Raw genomic sequence first — 20,269 nt, forward strand, 5'->3', positions numbered from 1 at the left:
CGCGTCAGGGCGTCGCTGCGCTCACCCAGGCCCGTTTCCCTGGGGTGGCGGGGGCGAGGACAGCAGGCCGTCCAGCACGCCGTAGGCGTAGAGCGCCGCGAAGGCGTAGGCCCCCACGAGATAGGAGACGTTGAAGGCCCGGGCCGTGGGTGCGTCCTGGGCCGAGTAGCGGCCGTCCGGGCCGCGCAGGGACAGGGCCACGCCCAGGGAGACCGCGGACACGGCGAACGTCGTGCCCTGCCCTACCGCGAGCGCGGTGCCCTTGGAGCGCTGGCCGTGCACGAGGTGGCCCACGCCGAACGGCACCAGGTACCAGCCTCGCGAGGCCGGGCGGGATTCGACCAGGACGGGAGCGGTGATGGAGGTCGTGGGCCCGGGCAGGAGCACGGGCGGGCGGAGTCGGGCGGCGCGCTGGACGATGCGGTCATGGCGCTGCGCGCGCACCCGTTCGATGAAGGCGATGAAGTCCGGCGGATACACCAGGGGGTCCAGCTTCGCGTCGGGGTCGAGCGCGAGCCCCTCCACGGCCTCGTGCTCCGCGCGGGGCAGGTCCTCCTGGGCGTGGAGCGTCGCCGCGAGCAGCAGGTGGGCTTCCGCCTCCTCCTGGGGATGGGAGAGCCGAGGGGGCTGGAGCAGGGCCTCCAGCGCGGTCCGGGCGCGGGGCAGGTCGCCGGACTGATAGGCCTCGCGAGCGGGGCCCAGCGGAGAGGACGCCGCGAGCAACAGGGCGACGATGGCGGTCTTCATGGAGCGGCCCCCAGCACGATCGTGGTGTGGGTCCCCGCCACCGCGTCGAGCGATTGCCTCAGCACGTGGCCTCCCGGGTCGCGGACGGTCAGGAGGTGTACCCCGTGCGAGAGCTTCAATGGGTCGCGCAGCGGGGCCACGCCCACCTCCACGCCGTCGACGAAGACGCGGGACGCCGCGGGCGCGACGAGGGTGACCTCCGCGTCGCGCACCCGGAGGGAGACTTCACGCGAGACGGTTGCGCCGGCAGCCACTTCGAGCACTTCCTCGACGGGCTCGCACAGGGGGTTGGCGAAGCGGAGCCGGTGCGTGCCGGGAGACAGCCGCAGCTCGCGCAGCCGAGGGGTGTAGCCCCGGCTCTGGCCGTCCACGAACACCTCGGCCCAGGGGCGTGTCGCCACCGTGAGCGTCGCGAAGTCCCGGGCATCCGGTACACGGACGGGCAGCTCGTCGCCGGGGGGCTCCGGGGACACGGGCCGTTGCAGGGAGTCCTGGGCGGGGCGGGCCAGCGGCGCTGGCGCTGCCCGAGGAGACCTGCCCGGAGCCTCCGGACGCGCGCCCCGGACCGGCGTCCCGGAGGCCGCCTGAGGCAAGGGACGCGAAGGTCTTTGCGCTGAATCAAGGCGGGCGACGGCCACGGGCGCGGCGGAGGCCTCGCTTGTGGCGGGCAGGCCAGCGCCGGGCGGTGCCGAGGCGGCCGTTGTCGCAGTGGAGTCGTCACCGGGCGAGAGCGCGGCGGAGGCGGCATTTGTCGCAGTGGAGTCGTCACCGGGCGCGAGCGCGGCAAGGTCCTCCGACGTGGCAGGCGAGCCCGCAGCAGGAGCAACTGGCACGGCGGTCTGCACCGTTGCATCCGAATCCGTCGCGGGCGCGGACGCCTGCCCCGTGGCCACCGCCGGACTCCTGGCGCCACCCGCGCGCCATGCCCACGGCCCCAACCCGCCCGACACCGCCGCGAGCACCAGGACCGCCAGGAGCGCTCGCTTGTGCTCCGCCCACGAGCGCGGGAGCGCCTCCCACGCGCTCCGGGCGAGACCCTTCCTCATGGGCCGCGAGCGCAGGAGCGCCAGCACCTCGGGGGCCCCGGGCCGGAGCGCCAACGCGGCGTTGAGACACCGGGCAGCCCGGGCGCCCTGCCCCGCGGCGAGCAGCGCACGGCCTTCGCCCAACAGCCGCTGGAACCGGTCCTCGCGCCAGCGGGCCACGCAGGACTCCGGAGCCTGGAAGAAGGCACGCGACGCTTCGGCGGGAGCCCCGACCCACGGCCGCAGCACCGCCTCCAGCTCCTGCGCCAGCGCCCCACCCTCCACGGGCCTGTCACGCGCATCCCGGGCAAGACACCGCGCGACCAGCGCCGACAGGGGCTCAGGCGTGCCCGGCGCGGCCTCCACCAACGGCGGCGCATCGCGGGTCATCACCGAGACCGCCAGCCGGGCACTGCCCTCCCCTGCATGGGGCGTCGAACCGGTGCACAGCTCGAACAACACGACGCCCACCGCGTAGACGTCCGACGCCGGGGACCACTCCCCGGTATCCATGCGCTCCGGCGCCATGTACGGCAGCGAGCCGATGACGGCGCCAGTGCTCGTCAGCCGGGCCTGGTCCGCCAGCGCGGCGATGCCGAAGTCCGCGAGCTTCAGCGGCCCTCCACGCGCCACGAGCACGTTCTCCGGCTTGACGTCCCGGTGCACCACGCCGCGCGCATGCGCCGCGTCCAGCGCGCGGGCCAGCTCCCAGCCCAGCAGCGCGACGGCCTCCGGCGGCAATGGAGCCAGGCGCCGCGCCAGTTCGCGCAGGTTCTCGCCTTGCACCCATTCACAGACGAGGAACGGGCCGCGCACGGCGTCCTGGCCAAAGTCATGCACCGCCAGGACGTTGGGGTGCTGGAGCGAGGCCACCATCTCCGCCTCCTGGCGGAAGCGCTCGGTGAAGCGGGCGTCCAGGCCCGGGTGCAGCACCTTCACGGCCACGCGGCGGGACAGCTGGAGGTCGAGGGCGAGGAAGACCGTCGCCATCCCGCCCCGCCCCAACTCCTGCTCCAACTGGTAGCGGCCGGCCAACAGTTCGCCCGTCATCGCGCGCGCAGTCTAGGAAGCGGGATCCGCGCGATCAAACCCCCGGGCGCCCTCACTGCTGGCACACGCGGAGGGTGGAGCCGGGGAGCTGCACGCACGTGCCTGCCTGTCCCCCGGGACACTCCGCATCCGACCGGCAGGGTTGGTGACAAGTCTTCCCACGTCCCAGGTTTGCGCAGAAGCCGCAGCGGGCGCAGTCCATGGAGGTCTCGCAGGAGTCGCCCAGGTGCTCGGGGGGCAGGCCCTCGCAGGTCTCGACGCACAGGGACTCCGGAGCCGGTGAGCATTGGTAGCCCGTGGGGCAGCCCGGGTCGCAATCGCGTGTACAGCGTCCCTTCACGCAGTACGCGAACGTCGAACAGGCCAGGGGGTCGGAGCAGGGCTCGGTGAGGCGGGGGCCCGATTCGCATTCCCTGTAGACGTCGGAGCAGCGCTGCCCCTCGGGACACTCCCGGTCCGCGGCGCAGGAGCGCACGCAGGCGTCTCCCAAGCAGCCGGCGTCCAACTCCTCACGCACCTGGATGTCGAGCGGACACCCCGGGGCCACGAGCAGGACCCACAGCAGGACCGAGAGCGGGAAGCGCATGGGCTCAGGACTACATCAAGGAGTGAGATATACGCACGCGGTGGCGCTCGCCACGGCCGCTAATCCTCCTCCGTCTGAAGCCAGAACCATTCTTCATTGGAACGGAGCGCTCCGCCCAAGAACTCTGAAAAGGAGCCCGCGATCTGGCGGTTGTAGGCAGGGTCTGGAAACGCTTCGCGGTAGCCATCCCGGATGGAGTACCGGCCCTCCGCCTGCTGGTTCACGTCGACGAAGATGTAATTGGTATCCCGCACCTCGCAGACCGCGTACCAGGACGCGGGACCCGCCCTGTCTGTGTCCTCCTTGAGGAGGACGACACGAGCGCGGCGAATCTTCGCCAGCGGGTAGAAGAAGAACGCGGGGTCGACTCGGTCGAACAATTTCGCGCCATCGCAATGCAGGTAGAAGGCACGAAGGTCCGGGTCCAGGCGCCACCCGACTCTCTGCTCAAAGGCCTCGATCTCCGACGGAGTCGCGGGCGGGTTCGGGAAGTGGAGCCGTGAAACCTCGTCCAGAAGCGCCGACATGGCTTCGGAGCTACTCGCCATAGGGGTGATCCACTCCTACACGCGTCCACGGAGGCTGGTTCGCATAGCATTGGTTGTAGGGGCCCAGCAGATCCTCGTGAAGGTCCTGGGGAAACGGCAGCAGGTTGTCCCAATCGGTGGGGTTGCCGCCATGTTGAAGGTCGCGGATGTGATGGCCCTGGTAGGGCTTTCCGTCGGCTTCCGTCGGCCAGTCACCGAACCGCCGGGACCATTCCTCACGGAACCCCTTGCGCGCCTTGTTCCAGCGATTGCGAGCAGCTTCATTCTGGCGAGGCGTCAGTGCTCCGTAGTTGCAGCAACAATGCGCCATCCCAAACCGGCTGCCGGCCTGAATCAGCGTGCCCTGAAAATCCATCTTCACGTCCGCCAGCCACATGCATCCCTGGAGGACGTGGCCGCCTCCCGCGCATTTCTCCTGGCAATAGGTCATGAGCTGGGAGCTGCACTGCCACGGCCCATAGTAGATGACGGTGCGGAACTGCCCGCCTCCTGGCACGTTCATGAGCGGCCCACGCCACATCCGAACCGCACCAGCACTGGGTGCCACCGGTGCTTCGGCACAACTCACGGCCACGACGACAAGAGCTGCGAGCAATCGCCACAATAGGACACGCGCACGCAATCAGGCCTCTCAGTCCTCTTCCCCCAGGTATCGGAACACGGAGCGCACACCGATGCCCAGGGCCCGGGCCGCCTCCTTCTTGCTGCCTCCGCTGCGGGCAATGGCCTCGCGCACATAGCGCAGCACGAAGGCATCGCGAGCCTCATCCAGGGGCACCCGTGGTGCCGTGTCCGCGGCCAGGTCCAGGTCCTCGACGCCGATGAGCTCCCCCGACGCCAGGATGGCCGCGCGCCGCACGCGAGACACGAGCTCGCGGACGTTGCCCGGGAAGGGATGACCGCGCAGGGCCTCCGCCGCCTTCTGCGTGAAGCCCCGCGCACGCGCCCCCTCCTGCTTCAGGACATGGTGCGCGATGAGCAGCACGTCCTCACCGCGCTCCCGCAGCGCGGGCACCTCCAGGCGCACCTCGTCCAGCCGGAAGAGGAGGTCCTCCCGGAAGGCACCCCGAGCGACGAGCGCCTTCAACGGCTGATGCGTGGCGGCCACGACGCGCATGTCGACCCTGCGGGGACGATGCTCGCCCAGCCGCGTCACCTCGTGCTCCTGGACGACGCGCAGCAGGCGCGACTGGAGCGGCAGCGGCATGTCTCCAATCTCATCCAGGAACAGCGTGCCCCCATCCGCCGCCTCCACCAGCCCCGCGCGGTCGGAGGTCGCGCCGGAGAACGCCCCGCGAACGTGGCCGAACAGCTCACGCTCGATGAGGGACTCCGGAAGCGCCGCGCAGTTGATGGCCACCAGCCGGCCGCGCCGGCCGCTCCGCCGGTGAAGCGCGCGGGCCACCTCCTCCTTCCCCGTGCCCGTCTCTCCCTGGATGAGCACATGCAGGGACGTGGGCCCCAGGCGTTCCACCTGCCGGTAGAGGTTCCGCATGACCGGGGATTCACCGATGAGCCCTTCGAACGTGGCCGCGGCGATCCGCTGCGTGAGGCTGTCCACCTGGGCGCGCAGCTCCGTCAGCTCCCGCGACGTGGCCAGCAGCAGCGCCGCGAGCGACGACAGCGCCATGGCCTCCTCCAACTCGCGAGTCGAGAACGGAGGGCTGCCCAGGCGCCGTCCCAGGTACACCGCGCACAGGGGCGCGGAGCCCGCGCGAAGTGGCAGCACGAGCGCGGACGTCAGCCGCAACACCAGGACACTGGGAGCCCCCGCGAGCGCCGCATCCGCCGCGATGTCCGGCACCAGCACCGGAGCCCCCGAGCCCACGACTTGATCCACCAGACTGTCCACCACCACCGAAGCCGGCACGGAGCCGGTGGCCCCCAGCACCTGCCGCCGGTCCCCCTCCACCGACACGAGGAACCCCACGTCCGCGGAGGTGACGTCCGCGATGCCCCGCAGCGCCGCCTCCAGCAGCTCCGACGCAGGGCGCTGCACGAGCAGCCGCGAAGCGAAGTCCGTCAGCACGCCCAGCAGGCGGGACGGCGTCGAGGAAGGCTCAACCCGGACCGGCGCCTCCGAAACCATCAGCGTGAGCGAAGCCCTGCCCACGCTGAAGGACTCCCCCGGCTCCAGCGGCGCCAGCTCCACCCGCTTGCCACGAACCCGGACGTCACAGTCCGCGCTGGCGGCGGACACCGTCCACCCGCGCGCGTCACGGAACACCAGGGCGTGGCTGCCCTTCACCCCCGGTGCGGAGAGGACGACGTCGCACGCGGGCTCGGAGCCCACGGACACCACCGGCTTCTCCAGCGGGAAGGAACGGCCGTCCGGGAGGGTCAGGAAGAAGCGCACGGAGCGAAGGCCTCTCAGGAGGAACCACCATGGAGCGTCCGACGTCTTCCACCTCCATCCCATTCATGCCCTTGAAGGGCCACGCAAAGACTCCCTCCGAGGCATGTCCATCGCCCATGGGAGGGGGGCCAAAAGACCCCGCCCTCCCCCGTGGATCCTTGGACAACCGCACGCGTGGCATGCTGTCGCGGTCAGCGGGATGTGTCGCCTTGGCCACCCGCACTCGAGGTCCCATGTCCACGGCCATTCCTGTCCCGGCGGTTCCTCCGGTCCAAGTGGAGCTGCTCAGCGCACCCACGTTGAACTTCGCCATGGAGCAGAGCGGCGTTCCGCTCATCCGGGAGGCACTCATCCGGAATACAGGTGAGCGGGCACTGGGACCGACCACACTCGAGCTGCAGTTGCTGCCCGACCTGGGAGAGCCCCTTCAGCTCCCCGTGCCGCCACTGCCTCCGGGCGAGGAAGCCAACCTCGGGGTCATCGACCTGCGCCTGCCCGCCGGGCGCCTGCGCTCGGTCGTGGAGGCGGAGCGGGCCCAACTCCGATGGGCGCTTCGTGAGGACGCCACGCTCCTTCGCGAGGGAGCCCTGGATGTCGAAGTCCTCCCCTACAACCATTGGCCTGGAACGCGCGCCCCGCTGGGCCTGCTCGCCACCTTCGTCACGCCCAACCATCCCGTCATCCCCGAACTGCTCAAGGATGTGCGGAACCTGCTGGAGCAGGCCCTGGGCGACGGCGGCCTGAGCGGCTACCAGAAGCGCAATCCCAGCCATGCTCGGGCCATGGCCGCCGCGCTCTACGAAGCCGTGCAGGCCTTGAAACTCGGGTACGTGGAGCTCCCCGCCAGCTTCGAGTCTCATGGACAGAAGGTGCGGCTACCGGATCAGCTCCTCCAGGAACGCATGGGGTGCTGTCTGGACCTCACCCTCCTCTTCGCCTCCGCGTTGGAGGCCATGGGACTCCACCCCCTGCTCCTGCTCGTCCAGGGCCATGCGTTCCCCGCGGTGTGGCTGATCGACGAACGCTTCCCGGAAGGGCTCGTGGAGGACGCGGCCCGGCTGCGCAACCTCGTCGCACTGGGGCACCTGCTCCCCTTCGACTCCTCCACGGCGGTGGGCGCCGGGCGTCCCCCCTTCGAGCGGGCCATCAGCGAAGGGCTCAAGCACCTTTCGGAGGACAGCCGCTTCGTGGCCGCGCTCGACGTGAGCGTCCTCCGGTTCGATCGCTACCGCCCGCTTCCCCTTCGCGCCGTGGAGGCCCCACCCGCTGAGCAGGTGTCGAGCGAGCCTGCACACGCGCGCATCCGGACGATCCTCGAAAGCGCCGCGGCGGCGCCTCCACCCGTCGAACCGAAACCCCCGAGCGCCCAGGTCCTCACGCGCTTCAGCCGCTGGAAGGAGAAGCTGCTCGACCTGACGCTGCGCAACAAGCTGCTCAACTTCCGGCTCGACACGCGGAGCGCCCTGGAGCTCCACATGCCGGACCTCGGCGCGTTCGAGGACAGCCTGGCGGGAGGCGAGGCCTTCGAGATCATCCCCGCCCCGGACATGGACTCGCTCGATGCCCGTGAAGCGAAGCTCCTGAAGGCCCGGGGCACCGGGGAGGAGGTCGCCACCCGCCGTCGCGGCGACCTGGACAAGGGACTGATCCACTCCCCGCTCCGTGAAGCCGAGCTCTGGTCCCGCGCCAGGTACCTGGAGCGCACGGCACGCACGGACCTGGAGGAAGGCGGCGCCCAGACGCTCTACATCGCCATCGGACTCTTGCGGTGGTTCGACCCGGGCGATCCCTCGACGGCGCGGCTCGCCCCGCTGCTGCTCTACCCCGTCGCCTTCCGCCTGGACCGCGCCCGTGAGCGACTGCGCATCGAGCGGCTCCCCGAGGAGCCCCTGGGCAACGTCACCCTGGTGGAGAAGCTCAAGCGCGAGTTCGGCCTCGACGTCAGTGCATTGACTTCGCTCGAGCCCGACGAGAAGGGGGTGGACGTTCCCGCCATCCTCCGCGCCGTCCGCACCTCCATCCAGAAGCAGGCCGGCTGGGAGGTGCTGGAAGAGGCCCACGTGGGGCTCTTCACCTTCACCAAGTTCCTGATGTGGAAGGACCTGGAGGACAACGAAGAAGTCCTTCTCTCCAACCCGCTGGTCCGCCACATCGCCGCCGCCAGCACCTCCGCGCCACCCGCGAGCGGCACGGAGTTCCAACCGGAGCAACTGGACGCCGACGTCCCGGCCGGGGAGTTGCCCTGCGTCGTCAACGCGGACTCCACGCAGCTCGCCACCATCGCCTCCGCGCTCTCTGGACGCTCGTTCGTCATCCAGGGACCTCCGGGGACTGGCAAGTCACAGACCATCACCAACTTGATCGCCGCCGCGATTGCCCGGGGCAAGAGCGTGCTCTTCGTGTCGGAGAAGATGGCGGCGCTGGACGTCGTGTACCGGCGGCTCCGGGACGTGGGGCTCGAGGACTTCTGCCTGGAGCTTCACAGCCACAAGAGCAACAAGAAGGAAGTGCTCGCGTCCTTCGGCCGGGCCTGGGAGCGGACCCGGCAAACGCCCGTCCCACCCTGGAAGGCGCGTTCAGACGAACTCACCTCCCAGCGGGAGGCGCTCAACGCCTACGTCCGGGCACTCCATCGGCCCTGGCCCCTGGGGCTCAGCTTCTATGGCGCGACCGGCCGGCTCCTGTCCCTGGGGGATGCCCCGGACGTGCACCTGAGCCTTCCTTCCCCTGGAGACCTCACGGAAGCGCGCTTCCGCGAAGCCAGTCATGAAGTGGAAGGACTCGCCAGCACGCTCCGCGCCTTGAGGGCCCTGGGGCCGCATCCGTGGCAGTCGGTTCGCGGTGTCACGTGGACCCATGCCTTCGAGCAGCAGCTCCGAGACTCCCTGACCGAGACCCGCGCCGCGCTCGACGGCGTGGAGCAGACCGCCACCGCGCTCGCGGCCTCCACCGGCATCGACGTCCCCGGCTCGACGCAGGGTCTGCAGCCCCTGGTCGAGTTGGGGGAGGTCCTGGCCAGTGGGCCGGTGCCCTCCGTCGCGCTGCTGGATGATGCGTGGCCCGAGGTTTCGCGAAAGCTCCAGGAGCAGTCGCTCGCCCTGCGCGAGCAGTCCACTCGCGAAACCCAGCTGGCCTCGCGCTGGGGGACGGGGCTCCTCACCCTGGATCTGGCGGCCCTTCACGCCCGGTTCCAGAAGTGGGCCGGGGCATTCTTCCTCTTCGCCTTCTTCTTCCTGCGCGGCGCGCGGAAACAGCTCGCGTCACTTGCCTCCAAGGGACTGCCCTCCAACCGCGACATCGAGAAGGACCTCGCCACCGCGCGACAGGTGCTGGAGTGGAGACCGAAGCTCTCCGACCAGGCCAACGCGCTCGCGACGACGCTGCGGGGCGTGCCTTCGCGGGACCTGACACACGCCGAAGCGCTGGAGGGTCTCTCCATCCGCGCGTTGAGGGTTCGCGACCTTCGAGGAGTCCTGGGCGTCGCCAGGGTCCAGGTCCCCACGGACGCGGCCTCCCGCGAGCTGCTGGCGACCCAGACCCAGGCGCTGCGAAGTGCCATGGAGCGCCTCACGCGTGCCGAAGAGGCGCTGAGCGCCCTGGTGAAGACCCGCACCTGGGAGAGCACCGCCACACCACACCACCGCGCCTCCTTGCGCCGGCAGCTCGAAGCCTGGCAGTCAGGCCTCCGCTCCCTGAGGACGTGGTGCCTCCACCAGGCCCAGGCCGACAAGGTCCGCGCGCTGGGTTACGGACCGTTCGTGGACGCGGTGGAAGCCCAGGGCCTCACGGAAGAGCAGTTGGGCACGGCCTTCGAGCGCGCGGTCCTCACCGCGTGGACCCATGCCCTGAGGGACAGGGAGCCCGCGCTGCGTGACTTCGAGGCCCGTGCCCACTCCACCCGGGTGGAGCGCTTCCGTCAGCTCGACGGCGAGCACGTGGTCCTCTCCCGCCAGCAGGTGATCTCCACGCTGGAGCAGAAGTTGCCGTCCGGCGTCGCCTTCGCCGCGGAGAGCTCGGAGCCCGGCATCCTCTCGCGGGAGCTGCGCAAGAAGCGGGGACACATGCCGCTGCGCAAGCTGCTGACCTCCATTCCCAGCCTGTCCCGGCGGCTCAAGCCCTGCTTCCTCATGAGCCCGCTCTCCGTCGCCCAGTACCTGCCCGCGGAGGGCCGTCGCTTCGACCTGCTCGTCTTCGACGAGGCCTCGCAGATTGGCACCCACGACGCCATCGGCGCGATGGCCCGCGCGGACCAGGCCCTCATCGTCGGCGACTCCAAGCAGCTTCCGCCCACCACCTTCTTCACCCGGGGCGAGGACCCGGAGGCGATCCCGGACGAGAACGACGTCATCGAACTGGAGAGCATCCTGGAGGAGGCCCTGGCGAAGCAGTTCCCCCAGCAGATGCTGGGCTGGCACTACCGCAGCCGGCACGACAGCCTCATCGACTTCAGCAACCGGCAGTACTACGCGGGCCGCCTGCATGTGTTCCCCGCCGCGCGTGCTCGCGTGGAAGACCTGGGCGTCAAGTGGCGCCACGTTCCGGATGGGGTCTATCAGTCCAAGCTGAGCGGGAAGTCCGCCGCCATCAATCCCCGCGAAGCGGAGGTGCTGGTCGCGGATCTGGTGAAGGCCTTGCGCCGCCACGCACCGCACGAGCGGACGTTCGGCGTCGTCACCTTCAGCGCCGTCCAGCAGCAGGTCATCCTCGAGCTGCTCGAAGCCGAGCGGGCGCGCTTCCCGGAGGTCGAGGCGCATTTCGCCTCGTCCGAGCCCGTCTTCGTGAAGAACCTGGAGAACGTCCAGGGCGACGAGCGGGACGAGATCTTCTTCAGCATCTGCTACGCGAAGGACGCCGCGGGGAAGCTGCGCATGAGCTTCGGTCCGCTGAACCGTGCGGGCGGTGAGCGGCGCCTGAACGTCGCCGTGACCCGCGCGCGGTGCGCCCTGCGGGTCTACTCCACGCTGACGCATGATCAGATCGACCTCTCGCGGACCGCCTCGGTGGGCGTGCGCCATCTGCGGGACTTCCTCCGCCGGGCCGCTGAAGCGGACGCCCTCGCGGCAGCCGCGGCCGAGCGCGAGCCGACGGACGCGCTGGAGCAGCAGGTCGCGCAAGCACTGCGCGAAGCCGGATGCACGGTGCACACCGACGTGGGGAGCGGCGGCTACCGGGTGGGCCTGGCGGTCGTCCACCCCGAGCGCCCTGGCGAATACATCCTGGGCGTGGAGTGCGACGGCCCCCGCTACAACTCCGCGGCGAACGCACGGGACCGCGAGCGGCTGCGCTCCGAGGTATTGCAAGGCCTGGGCTGGCGGCTGCACCGCGTCTGGTCCCTGGGATGGGAGCAGGACCGGCCGGGACAGCTGGAGGCCTTGAAGGCAGCGGTCCAACGCGCACTGGAGGATGCGAAGCAGCCACGGCCCGCGCCCGCTCCGCCCCCGCTCGCCGCGGAACCGCCCCCGGTCCAGCCAGCCCACACCAGCGCCCCGGCCACGCCCCAGCCCGTGGTCGCCGGTCCCAGCGCGTCCGCCCAGGCCTACGTCCCGGCGACCCTGCGCGCCATGAAGGAGGGAGCGGACCTCTTCGCCACCGCGTCGGACGCGTCCCTGCGGGAGCACCTCCAGTCCGTCATCGATCAGGAGGCACCGCTCCACGAGGACCTGCTGGCCAGGCGCGTCCTGGATGCCTGGGGTCTGACCAAGCTGACGCCCCGCGTGCGCAAGAGGCTGGAGGAACAGCTCCAGGCGCTCGCGAAGCGCGGGACCGTGACGATCCAGGAGGAGTTCCTCTGGTCCACCAGCCGGGGGCCGGCGCGGTACTCAGGCTTTCGTGGCGCGCATCCCGAACGCGAGGCCGCACACCTTCCCCCGGAGGAGGTGGCCAACGCCGCGGCGGCCGTGCTCACCCAGGCCCTGTCGCTGGAACGCGAAGACCTGCTCCGCGAAACAGCCCGCTGCTTTGGCATCCAGCGGCTGACCCGGGCGGTCATCCCGGTCCTGGAAGCCGGACTGACGCTGCTCCTTCAGCGAGGGCACTGCCAGGCCGAAGGAGAGCGGATGGTGTGGAAGCAATGACTCCCGCGGGACTGCGGCCTCACTCCTTCGTGAGGTCGTAGACCTCCTGGATGCTGTGCAGCGTCTGGACGAAGTCCAGCTTCAGGTCCTGGAGGATGCCGTTGCGCAGGTCGAACACCCACGAGTGCACGATGGGGAAGCCCCGCGCCAGGTAGGACTTCTGCACGGCGGCCGTCTTGATGATGTTGATGCTCTGCTCCAGGACGTTGAGCTCCACCAGCCGCTCGTAGCGCTTCGTCTCGTCCGCGATGCCGTCCAGCTCCTGCTTGTGGAACCGGTACACGTCGCGGATGTTGCGCAGCCAGGGGTTGAGGATGCCCAGGTCCTTGGGCTGCATCGCCGCGCGCACGCCGCCGCAGCCGTAGTGGCCGCAGACGATGATGTGCTTCACGTCCAGCTGCCGGACGGCGTAGTTGATGACCGACATCACGTTCAGGTCGACGTTGTTGACCAGGTTCGCGACGTTGCGGTGCACGAACACGTCACCCGGCGCCAGCCCCATGATCTGGTTGGCGGGCACGCGGCTGTCCGAACAGCCGATGTAGAGGAAGTCCGGCTGCTGCGACACCGACAGCTTGGTGAAGTAGTCCGGATCCGAGCGGAGCTGTTCCTCCGCCCAGAGCTTGTTGTTCTCGAAGATCTTGTCGTAGGGCGTCACGGCCAGGACGGTCGCACGAGCAGGCCCCACCGTCGAGCGGTCACTTCCTCCAGTGTTCACGCGCGGCCACGAAGCATCCAGTCCCAGTACAGGCGCGGCAGTCCGTACTTCTTGAGCAGCCACAGGTCGCGGCGCTCCACGAAGGTGTTGATGAACGGAAGGCTCGGCGCGGGCCGGCCGTCGTAGTCGAACTCGGCGAGCAGCATCCGCCCATAGCCCGTCACCAGCGGACAGGACGCATAGCCGTCGTACCGCGCGGTGGGCTCCCGCCCCTCCATCACGGCCACCAGGTTCTCCACGAGCACCGGCGCCTCCGCCCGGACGGCGGCGCCCGTGCGCGACGTGGGCAGGTCGCTCGCGTCGCCAATGGCGAAGACGTTCGGATGGTCGGGGTGCTGGAGCGTGTGCTTGTGCGCCTTGACCCAGCCCGCGTTCGGGCCGTCCGGATGCGCCAGCGCGCTGCGCTTGATGAAGTCCGGCGCACTCTGCGGAGGCGTGACGTGCAGCAGGTCATACCCCACCGTCACCACCTCCCCGCGTCCGTCGCGCGTCACCGCGAAGAGCGCCTCACGGGTGTGCGCGCGCACCTCCACCAGGTCGTGGCCGAAGTGCGTCTCGATGCAGTAGCGCTCCACGACGCCCTCCAGCACGCGCGCGAAGGGCTGCACCGCGAAGAGCACCTTGCCCCCCGAGCCGAACACGACCCGCGACTTCTCCGCGAGCCCGCTCCGGCGCAGATGGTCCGCCACCAGGTACATGATCTTCTGCGGCGCCCCTGCGCACTTCACCGGCGTGGCCGGATGGGTGAACAGCGCCGTGCCGCCCTGGAACGCCCGCACCATCTCCCACGTCTTCGGCGCCAGCCGGAAGTCGTAGTTGCTGGACACGAACGGCGTCTTCAGCGCCTCGCGCAGGCCGCGCACCCGATCCCAGTCCAGCTGGATTCCCGGAGCGACCACCAGGAAGTCATAGGTCAGCCGCGCGCCTCCGCACGTGAGCACCTGCTGACGGACGGGGTCCACCTCCTCCGCCCGGTCCTGGATCCACCGCGTCCCCTCCGGGATGTAGTCCGCCTCCGGCCGCACGGTGCTCGCGATGTCCGCGGCGCCGGCGCCCACCAGCGTCCACAGCGGCTGGTAGAAGTGCTGCGCCGAGGGCTCGAGCACGGCGACACCCTGCACGCCCTTGCGCCGCAGCCGCGCCGCGACCGTGATGCCCGCGGTACCGCCGCCGATGATCAGCACCCGATGGTGCTCGGAGACGGACGAAGGCTTGCGGGATGGGGACGCCTCGAGGCGCGCGGACAAGTGAGCGGTCATGAGAGCACGCCGCGAGCCTGCCCACGACAACCCCACCGCGCCAGCTGCCCTGCGAGGCGAGTGCGCGTTGGCGAGACCACATCAAATATCGAAGGACGTCCCTTTCTCGGAGCCCGCGTTCCAGCGGACACTCCGTGCGATGCGCTGAATCCCCCGCTCCGCCGGCGGCCCCCGTGCAACGGAGATTCCGACATGCTCTTCCGCCAGCTCTTCGACTCCGAGTCCTCGACCTACACGTACCTCATCGGTGACGAGGCCACGCGTCAGGCCGCGCTCATCGATCCGGTGCTGGAGCAGGTGGACCGCGACCTGCGGCTCGTCAGCGAGCTGGGGCTCGTCCTCTCCCACGTCTTCGACACCCACGTGCACGCGGACCACGTCACCGCGTCCGGCACGCTGCGGGAGCGCACGCAGTGCCAGGTGGTGGCCGGGACAGGCGGGGCCCGGTGCGCCGACATCCAGGTGCGGCACGGAGATACGGTGCACGTCGGACGGTGCGCCTTCCAGGTGCTCGCCACGCCGGGCCACACGGACGACAGCGTGAGCTACCTGCTGGGCGACCGCGTGTTCACCGGGGACGCCCTGATGGTGCGGGGCAACGGCCGCACCGACTTCCAGAACGGGAGCGCGAGCCAGCTCTACGACTCCATCACCCGCGTCCTCTTCCAGCTCCCGGACGCGACGCTCGTCTACCCCGCGCACGACTACCACGGGAACACGGTGACGAGCATCGGCGAGGAGAAGCGCCACAACCCGCGGGTCGCGGGCAGGAGCCGCGAGGAGTTCATCGAGGTGATGGACAACCTCCACCTGCCCCACCCCAAGAAGATCGACCTGGCCGTCCCGGCCAACCGCGCCTGCGGACGGACTCAGGGTCCGGCGCCAGAAGCCTGACCTCAGGCCGGCTTCGCCAGCGCCGCGTCAATGGCCTGGACCAGGCGCGGATCCTCCGCTGTCACATCCGGAGCGAAGCGGCCCACGACGCGGCCATCCCGGCCGATGAGGAACTTCTCGAAGTTCCACTGCACCTCCGGCTTCGGGTTGGCTTTGATGCCGTAGCCCTTGAGGTTCGCGCGCATGGGCCCGTCGCCCGTGGCATCCGGGATGGCGCCCGTCAGCGCGTGGTAGAGCGGGTGCTTGTCCTTCCCCACCACGGAGATCTTCGAGTACAGCGGGAAGGTCACGTCGTACTTCAAGGTGCAGAACTGCTGGATCTCCGCCTCGCTGCCCGGCTCCTGCCCATTGAAGTTGTTCGCGGGGAAGCCCAGCACCTCCAGGCCCTGCCCCTGCCGGCTCGCGTAGAGCTTCTGCAGGCTTTCGTACTGGGGCGTCAGGCCGCACTTGGAGGCGACGTTCACCACCAGCAGGACCTTGCCCTTGTGCTGACCGAGCGTCCGGGGAGCGCCGTCGATGCCTTTGAGGGGGATGTCGTAGAGGTTCTGGCTCATGTTCACTCCTTCTGAGGGGGCGGCCACTCTAGCCCAGGCCCGCCAGGGGGGGGCCCCGGGCAGGTCCGGCAAAGTGCCAGCCCCGGTGTGGTGATTTGCGGCGGTCGCGGCGCGATGCAAGGCGCCGGCCCCTGGAGGGAACGGCTGGCCCGAGCCTTGCGTTGTGTGGACTCCCTCGCACTCCATGCACCGCCTCCTCGCCCCCCTCGTCCTCCTGCTCGTTGCCCTGGCCAGCGTGGCGGGCGGAGCCGTGTGGTTCATCCAGCGCGACCGGCAGGCGCTCGTGGAGCAGTTCGGGCGCGACCGGCAGGCCCAGTTGGAGGAGGCCGCCAGTGGCGTCGCCCGGTCGCTGGAGGACCTGGGGGACAACCTGCGCTTCGCGAGCGAGCTGCTCGCCCAGCCCGGCTCCGCCGGAGACCATCACAACGAGCTGCGTGCCCTGTTGGAGTCCGTGGGCCAGTACCGGGCCATCGCCGTGCTGGGCCCGGATGGCGAGGAGCGGCTCTTCCTGGTCGACCACAAGTCGCGCCACCTGCCGAGGGAGGCCGTCCACCCCCCGGCGATCGAGGACACCGCGCGGCAGGCGCTCACGGCCCCGGTGGGGCACGTCATCCCCTCGCCCCCCATCGAAGGCGCGTCCTCCGGGTGGATGCGCGTCTTCGCCATCCGCATCGACTCCGACACGCCCGGAGGCGGAGGCGTCGTCGCCATCCTCGTGGACACCGAACCCATCTTCGCGCCGCTGCGCATGGTGACGGTGGAGGAGAACACGCGGCTGCTCCTCCTGGGAGCCCACGGCACGCCCGCGCCCATGAGCGACCCGGCGCTCGCGTCCTGGCACCGGCGGCTGGGTGAACCCGAGGGGAAGCTCGTGCCGGGCCTGCGCACCCTGGTGGCGCGGATGCGCGCGGGCGCGTCCGGGTCGCTGCGGATCAACGAGGCGGAGGCCTCGCGCCTGGGCCTGGGGGCCGCGGACGCGGTGGCCACGTTCCGTCCCCTGCGCATGCGAGGCGAGGCCTCCTGGTCCGTGGCCACGCTCTCCTCCACCAGCGCCCTGCGCGCCCACGAGCGCACCCTGGTGCTGCGTCTGTCATTGGCCGCGCTCCTCGTGGCGGTGTTCCTGGTCGCGTTCGGGACCTACGTGGTGCTCGCCAACCGCCGGGAGGTGGCGCTCCAGGAGAGCCTTCGCCACGCCGCGAAGTTCGCGCACCTGCATGAGAAGACGCAGAAGATCCTCGACCACATCCCCACGGGCATCCTGGCCCTGGACCGCGAAGGCCGCATCAGCGCCGTGAACCAGGCCTTGCGCGCGCGCCTGCCAACCACCGCAGTGGGGAGCACCCTCCCGGAGGCCTTCCCCACCGCGCCCATGGCCGCGGTGCAGCGGCTGACGGCGATGGTGCTGGCCGCGCGGGACAAGGGCGCCGTGCACAGCCTGCACGGCGAACCGCTCAGCCTCTTCAACGACAAGGACCAGTTCAACGTCCACGCCGTCCCGCTGGAGCACGGCGACGGAGAGGCGAGCACACTGCTGGTGCTGGAGGACCTGAGCAACGTGCGCATGCTGGAGGACCAGCTCCTGCGCGCGGAGAAGCTGGCCACGGTGGGCGTGCTCGCCGCGGGCGTGGCCCATGAAATCGGCACGCCGCTGGGCATCATCCGGGGCCACGCCGAATACATGCTCCAGAAGGTGGGCGGCGTGGAGCACCCGCAGGGCCGGGGCCTCAACGCCATCGTCACGCAGATCGACCGGGTGAGCCGCATCATCCGCCAGCTCCTGGACCTGTCGCGCCTGCAACCCGCGCGGGCCGGCGTCGTCCCCCTGGCGCCGCTCGTGCGGGGCCTCCAGGAGCTGCTCGACGTGGAGGCAGAAAGGCGGCACGTCCACTTCGAGCTGGACGTGCCCGAGCGGCTGCCCAGCCTCGCGGCGGACGCGGATCAACTCCAGCAGGTGCTCCTCAACCTCGCCCTCAACGCTTGTGACGCCTGCAGCCCCGGAGGCCACGTGAGGCTGAGCGCCACGACGTGCATGGCGGGAGACACCCCGGCGGTGGAGATCCGCGTCCAGGACGATGGCCGGGGCATCGCGCCGGAGCACCTGCACCAGGTGTTCGACCCCTTCTTCACCACCAAGAAGCGGGGCCAGGGCACGGGCCTGGGACTCAGTGTGGTGGCGCAGATCGTCCGCAACCACGGTGGCCAGGTGGGGGTCGAAAGCGAGCCCGGCCGGGGCACCGTCTTCACGCTGCGGTGGCCGGTGGCCGCCGCGCCCGGCTGGGAGGAACGGCATGCCGTCTAGTGCGCGCATCCTCGTGGTGGATGACCACGAGGAGATGGGACAGATGTTGAAGGAGCCCCTCACGGACGCGGGCTACCGCGTGGACCTGTCCACGGGGGGCGCGGACGCCATCGCCCAGCTGAGGGCCCGCGTCTACGACGTCGTCCTGTGCGACCTGCGCATGGAAGAGGTGGACGGGCTGGACGTGCTCGCGGCGGCGCGCCGGCACGACCCGGAGCTCCCGGTGCTCCTCATGACGGCCTTCGGCGCGGTGGAGAGCGCCGTGGAGGCGATGAAGCGCGGCGCCTACCACTACCTCACCAAGCCCTTCCGCCTGGACGAGGTGCTGCTCCACGTCGGGCGCGCGCTGGAGTCCCGGCGCCTGAGGACCGAGCACCGCGACCTCAAGCGCCAGGTGGCCCAGCGCGGCGGCCTGGGCTCGCTCCTGGGACACAGCGTGCCCATGCGGACGCTCTACGAGCTCATCGACCGCGTGGCGGCCTCGGAGGCGCCGGTGCTCATCCGCGGCGAGAGCGGCAGCGGCAAGGAGCTGGTCGCCAGGGCGCTCCACTCCGAAGGGCCCCGGAGTCAGGCCCCCTTCGTGGCGGTCAACTGCACCGCCCTGCCCCACGCCCTGCTGGAGAGCGAGCTGTTCGGCCACATCAAGGGCGCCTTCAGCGGCGCCACCACCACGCGCCGGGGCCTCTTCGTGGAAGCGGACGGAGGCACGCTCTTCCTCGACGAAATCGGGGACATGCCCCCGGAGCTCCAGGCGAAGCTGCTGCGCGTCCTCCAGGACGGCGAGGTGCGCGCAGTGGGCGCGGATGGCTCGCGCCGCGTGGACGTGCGCATCCTGGCCGCCACGCATCAGGACCTGGACGCGCGGGTGAAGGAAGGCCGCTTCCGGGCGGACCTCTACTACCGGCTCAACGTCGTCTCACTCCGGGTGCCGCCGCTGCGCGAGCGCACGGAGGACATCCCGAACCTCGCGGAGCACTTCGTGGCGCAGGCCCGCGCCCGCAATCCGCGCTCCTCCGTCACCGCCCTGGCCCCGGAGGTCGTGGCCACGCTCGCGCGCATGCCCTGGCCCGGAAACGTGCGGGAGATGGAGAACCTGGTGGAGCGCCTGGTCGTCCTGGGAGCGCAGCCCACCGTGGACCTGGCCCAGCTGCGCCTGCACACCTCGGAGGCCGCGCCGGAGGTCCACCCGCTGGCCGCGGCCCACGGACAGGTGGTGCCGCTGAGACAGCTGGAGGGTGAATACATCGCGTGGGTGGTCGCCCGCTGTGGAGGCAACAAGACGCGCGCCGCGGAGCTGTTGGGGATTGATGTCTCCACCATCCACCGCAGGGAGAAGACCGACAGCGGCGTTTCGCAACGCTAGAACGACGCGCTTTGCGAGTCATCGCGCCACCGCGCGCGAGACTCCAGACGGAAGGACCGCGGCACAGCCCTTGCTCATGTATCAGGGCATGAACCGAACCCACCTGGTCCTCCTGCTGTCAGTGATTGGCCTCACCGGTTGCGCGAGGCGCGCGGCCAACACGAGCACCGCCGACGCGGCGACGCACCCGCCGGCCCCCACCGCCAGCGACCGTGGCAACGCGGCGCGGCCCACGCCCGACGACGCGGAGCAGGCGCTCGCGGCGCTCAACGCCGCGCCCATCTACTTCCCGCTCGACTCCTCCCTGCTCCCGTCGGAGGCCACCGACGAGCTGTCGCGCATCGCCCAGGCCCTGCGTCAGCGAAGCCTCGCGAAGGTGACGGTGGCGGGCCACACCTGCGAGCTGGGCACGACGGAATACAACATCGCGCTGGGCCAGCGCCGCGCCGCCAGCGTGCGCGCCTACCTGGTGAACCTGGGCGTCGAGCCCGGGCGCATCTCCGTCATCTCCTACGGAGAAGAGCGGCCCGCGGACGCGAACGCCCCGGAGAAGAACCGCCGCGCGGAGTTCTCCTTCCGCCTGGCCGAACAGGCCCGCGCCGGCGATCTGTAAGCCTTTTTCGAACCCTCACCGCGACCCCACTCACATGAGCTCCAGCGAAAACGCCCCCCTCCCGCCGTCTGTCATCCGTACCCTGCGCTGGCCCCTGGGTATCGCCGCCGTCGTGGCGCTCCTGGGCGGTTCGAGCTACTTCTTCCTGCGCACGCCGGAGCCGACGCCCGCCCCCACGCCGAC

The 20,269-nt window shown here is 70.4% G+C and carries 14 protein-coding genes; 5 read left to right on the top strand and 9 right to left on the bottom strand.

Annotated features, from left to right (window positions below; genetic code table 11):
- Positions 1-21 precede the first annotated feature (21 nt).
- The 6 genes from D7Y11_RS09025 to D7Y11_RS09050 all read right to left on the bottom strand — a co-directional run bounded on the left by D7Y11_RS09025 (position 22) and on the right by D7Y11_RS09050 (position 6,312).
- On the bottom strand, positions 22-747 hold the full coding sequence (locus D7Y11_RS09025) for a hypothetical protein (protein WP_126933493.1): 726 nt from the start codon (positions 745-747) through the stop codon (positions 22-24).
- Positions 744-2,822 carry a serine/threonine-protein kinase gene (locus D7Y11_RS09030; protein ID WP_126933494.1) on the bottom strand — a complete coding sequence of 693 codons (2,079 nt, stop codon included), beginning with the start codon at positions 2,820-2,822 and terminating at the stop codon, positions 744-746. The genes D7Y11_RS09025 and D7Y11_RS09030 overlap by 4 nt, the downstream gene beginning before the upstream one ends.
- A gap of 52 nt (positions 2,823-2,874) precedes the next feature.
- Positions 2,875-3,408, bottom strand: a complete 534-nt coding sequence (locus tag D7Y11_RS09035) for a latent transforming growth factor beta-binding protein (protein WP_126933495.1) — start codon at positions 3,406-3,408, stop codon at positions 2,875-2,877.
- 59 nt (positions 3,409-3,467) lie between these two features.
- Positions 3,468-3,935 carry an SMI1/KNR4 family protein gene (locus D7Y11_RS09040; protein WP_120576392.1) on the bottom strand — a complete coding sequence of 156 codons (468 nt, stop codon included), beginning with the start codon at positions 3,933-3,935 and terminating at the stop codon, positions 3,468-3,470.
- Between the two features lie 10 nt (positions 3,936-3,945).
- Positions 3,946-4,458: a hypothetical protein gene (locus D7Y11_RS09045; protein WP_217277597.1), complete on the bottom strand. Its 513-nt coding sequence runs from the start codon at positions 4,456-4,458 to the stop codon at positions 3,946-3,948.
- A 129-nt stretch (positions 4,459-4,587) separates the two neighbouring features.
- Positions 4,588-6,312, bottom strand: a complete 1,725-nt coding sequence (locus D7Y11_RS09050) for a sigma 54-interacting transcriptional regulator (RefSeq protein ID WP_120581236.1) — start codon at positions 6,310-6,312, stop codon at positions 4,588-4,590.
- 233 nt (positions 6,313-6,545) lie between these two features.
- Between D7Y11_RS09050 and D7Y11_RS09055 the strand changes: the two genes are divergently transcribed.
- Complete coding sequence (locus D7Y11_RS09055; RefSeq protein WP_158641911.1) at positions 6,546-12,386, top strand: DUF3320 domain-containing protein; 5,841 nt, start codon at positions 6,546-6,548, stop codon at positions 12,384-12,386.
- A 19-nt stretch (positions 12,387-12,405) separates the two neighbouring features.
- On the opposite strand, the gene D7Y11_RS09060 is transcribed toward D7Y11_RS09055, so the two are convergent.
- Positions 12,406-13,104 (bottom strand): carbonic anhydrase, encoded by a 699-nt coding sequence (locus tag D7Y11_RS09060; RefSeq protein WP_233604928.1) that lies wholly within the window; start codon positions 13,102-13,104, stop codon positions 12,406-12,408.
- Complete coding sequence (locus D7Y11_RS09065; RefSeq protein ID WP_126933497.1) at positions 13,101-14,363, bottom strand: FAD/NAD(P)-binding oxidoreductase; 1,263 nt, start codon at positions 14,361-14,363, stop codon at positions 13,101-13,103. The genes D7Y11_RS09060 and D7Y11_RS09065 overlap by 4 nt, the downstream gene beginning before the upstream one ends.
- A 192-nt stretch (positions 14,364-14,555) precedes the next feature.
- On the opposite strand from D7Y11_RS09065, the gene D7Y11_RS09070 reads away from it, so the two are divergent.
- Positions 14,556-15,257, top strand: coding sequence for an MBL fold metallo-hydrolase (locus tag D7Y11_RS09070; RefSeq protein ID WP_120581151.1), 702 nt, complete (start codon positions 14,556-14,558; stop codon positions 15,255-15,257).
- Positions 15,258-15,259: 2 nt separating this feature from the next.
- Here the strand turns inward: D7Y11_RS09070 and D7Y11_RS09075 are convergent, their stop codons facing one another.
- Positions 15,260-15,811 (bottom strand): glutathione peroxidase, encoded by a 552-nt coding sequence (locus tag D7Y11_RS09075; RefSeq protein ID WP_120581150.1) that lies wholly within the window; start codon positions 15,809-15,811, stop codon positions 15,260-15,262.
- A gap of 184 nt (positions 15,812-15,995) precedes the next feature.
- On the opposite strand from D7Y11_RS09075, the gene D7Y11_RS09080 reads away from it, so the two are divergent.
- From D7Y11_RS09080 to D7Y11_RS09090, 3 genes are all read left to right on the top strand, one after another.
- Entirely contained in the window at positions 15,996-18,110 is a 2,115-nt protein-coding gene (locus D7Y11_RS09080; protein ID WP_126933498.1) for an ATP-binding protein, read from the top strand.
- Positions 18,100-19,473, top strand: coding sequence for a sigma-54 dependent transcriptional regulator (locus D7Y11_RS09085; RefSeq protein WP_126933499.1), 1,374 nt, complete (start codon positions 18,100-18,102; stop codon positions 19,471-19,473). Before D7Y11_RS09080 ends, D7Y11_RS09085 begins: the two co-directional genes overlap by 11 nt.
- An 88-nt stretch (positions 19,474-19,561) precedes the next feature.
- Positions 19,562-20,086, top strand: coding sequence for an OmpA family protein (locus D7Y11_RS09090; RefSeq protein ID WP_126933500.1), 525 nt, complete (start codon positions 19,562-19,564; stop codon positions 20,084-20,086).
- Positions 20,087-20,269: the final 183 nt, after the last annotated feature.

This window comes from Corallococcus sp. AB018 (assembly GCF_003986945.1).
GTDB classification, from domain to species: Bacteria; Myxococcota; Myxococcia; order Myxococcales; family Myxococcaceae; genus Corallococcus; species Corallococcus exiguus.

Excerpts from the sequence above, each read along its gene's own strand:
- D7Y11_RS09025 (WP_126933493.1), bottom strand. The coding sequence starts at position 747 with ATGAAGACCGCCATCGTCGCCCTGTTGCTCGCGGCGTCCTCTCCGCTG.
- D7Y11_RS09030 (WP_126933494.1), bottom strand. The coding sequence starts at position 2,822 with ATGACGGGCGAACTGTTGGCCGGCCGCTACCAGTTGGAGCAGGAGTTG.
- D7Y11_RS09035 (WP_126933495.1), bottom strand. The coding sequence starts at position 3,408 with ATGCGCTTCCCGCTCTCGGTCCTGCTGTGGGTCCTGCTCGTGGCCCCG.
- D7Y11_RS09040 (WP_120576392.1), bottom strand. The coding sequence starts at position 3,935 with ATGTCGGCGCTTCTGGACGAGGTTTCACGGCTCCACTTCCCGAACCCG.
- D7Y11_RS09045 (WP_217277597.1), bottom strand. The coding sequence starts at position 4,458 with ATGAACGTGCCAGGAGGCGGGCAGTTCCGCACCGTCATCTACTATGGG.
- D7Y11_RS09055 (WP_158641911.1), top strand. The coding sequence starts at position 6,546 with ATGTCCACGGCCATTCCTGTCCCGGCGGTTCCTCCGGTCCAAGTGGAG.
- D7Y11_RS09065 (WP_126933497.1), bottom strand. The coding sequence starts at position 14,363 with ATGACCGCTCACTTGTCCGCGCGCCTCGAGGCGTCCCCATCCCGCAAG.
- D7Y11_RS09070 (WP_120581151.1), top strand. The coding sequence starts at position 14,556 with ATGCTCTTCCGCCAGCTCTTCGACTCCGAGTCCTCGACCTACACGTAC.
- D7Y11_RS09075 (WP_120581150.1), bottom strand. The coding sequence starts at position 15,811 with ATGAGCCAGAACCTCTACGACATCCCCCTCAAAGGCATCGACGGCGCT.
- D7Y11_RS09080 (WP_126933498.1), top strand. The coding sequence starts at position 15,996 with ATGCACCGCCTCCTCGCCCCCCTCGTCCTCCTGCTCGTTGCCCTGGCC.
- D7Y11_RS09085 (WP_126933499.1), top strand. The coding sequence starts at position 18,100 with ATGCCGTCTAGTGCGCGCATCCTCGTGGTGGATGACCACGAGGAGATG.
- D7Y11_RS09090 (WP_126933500.1), top strand. The coding sequence starts at position 19,562 with ATGAACCGAACCCACCTGGTCCTCCTGCTGTCAGTGATTGGCCTCACC.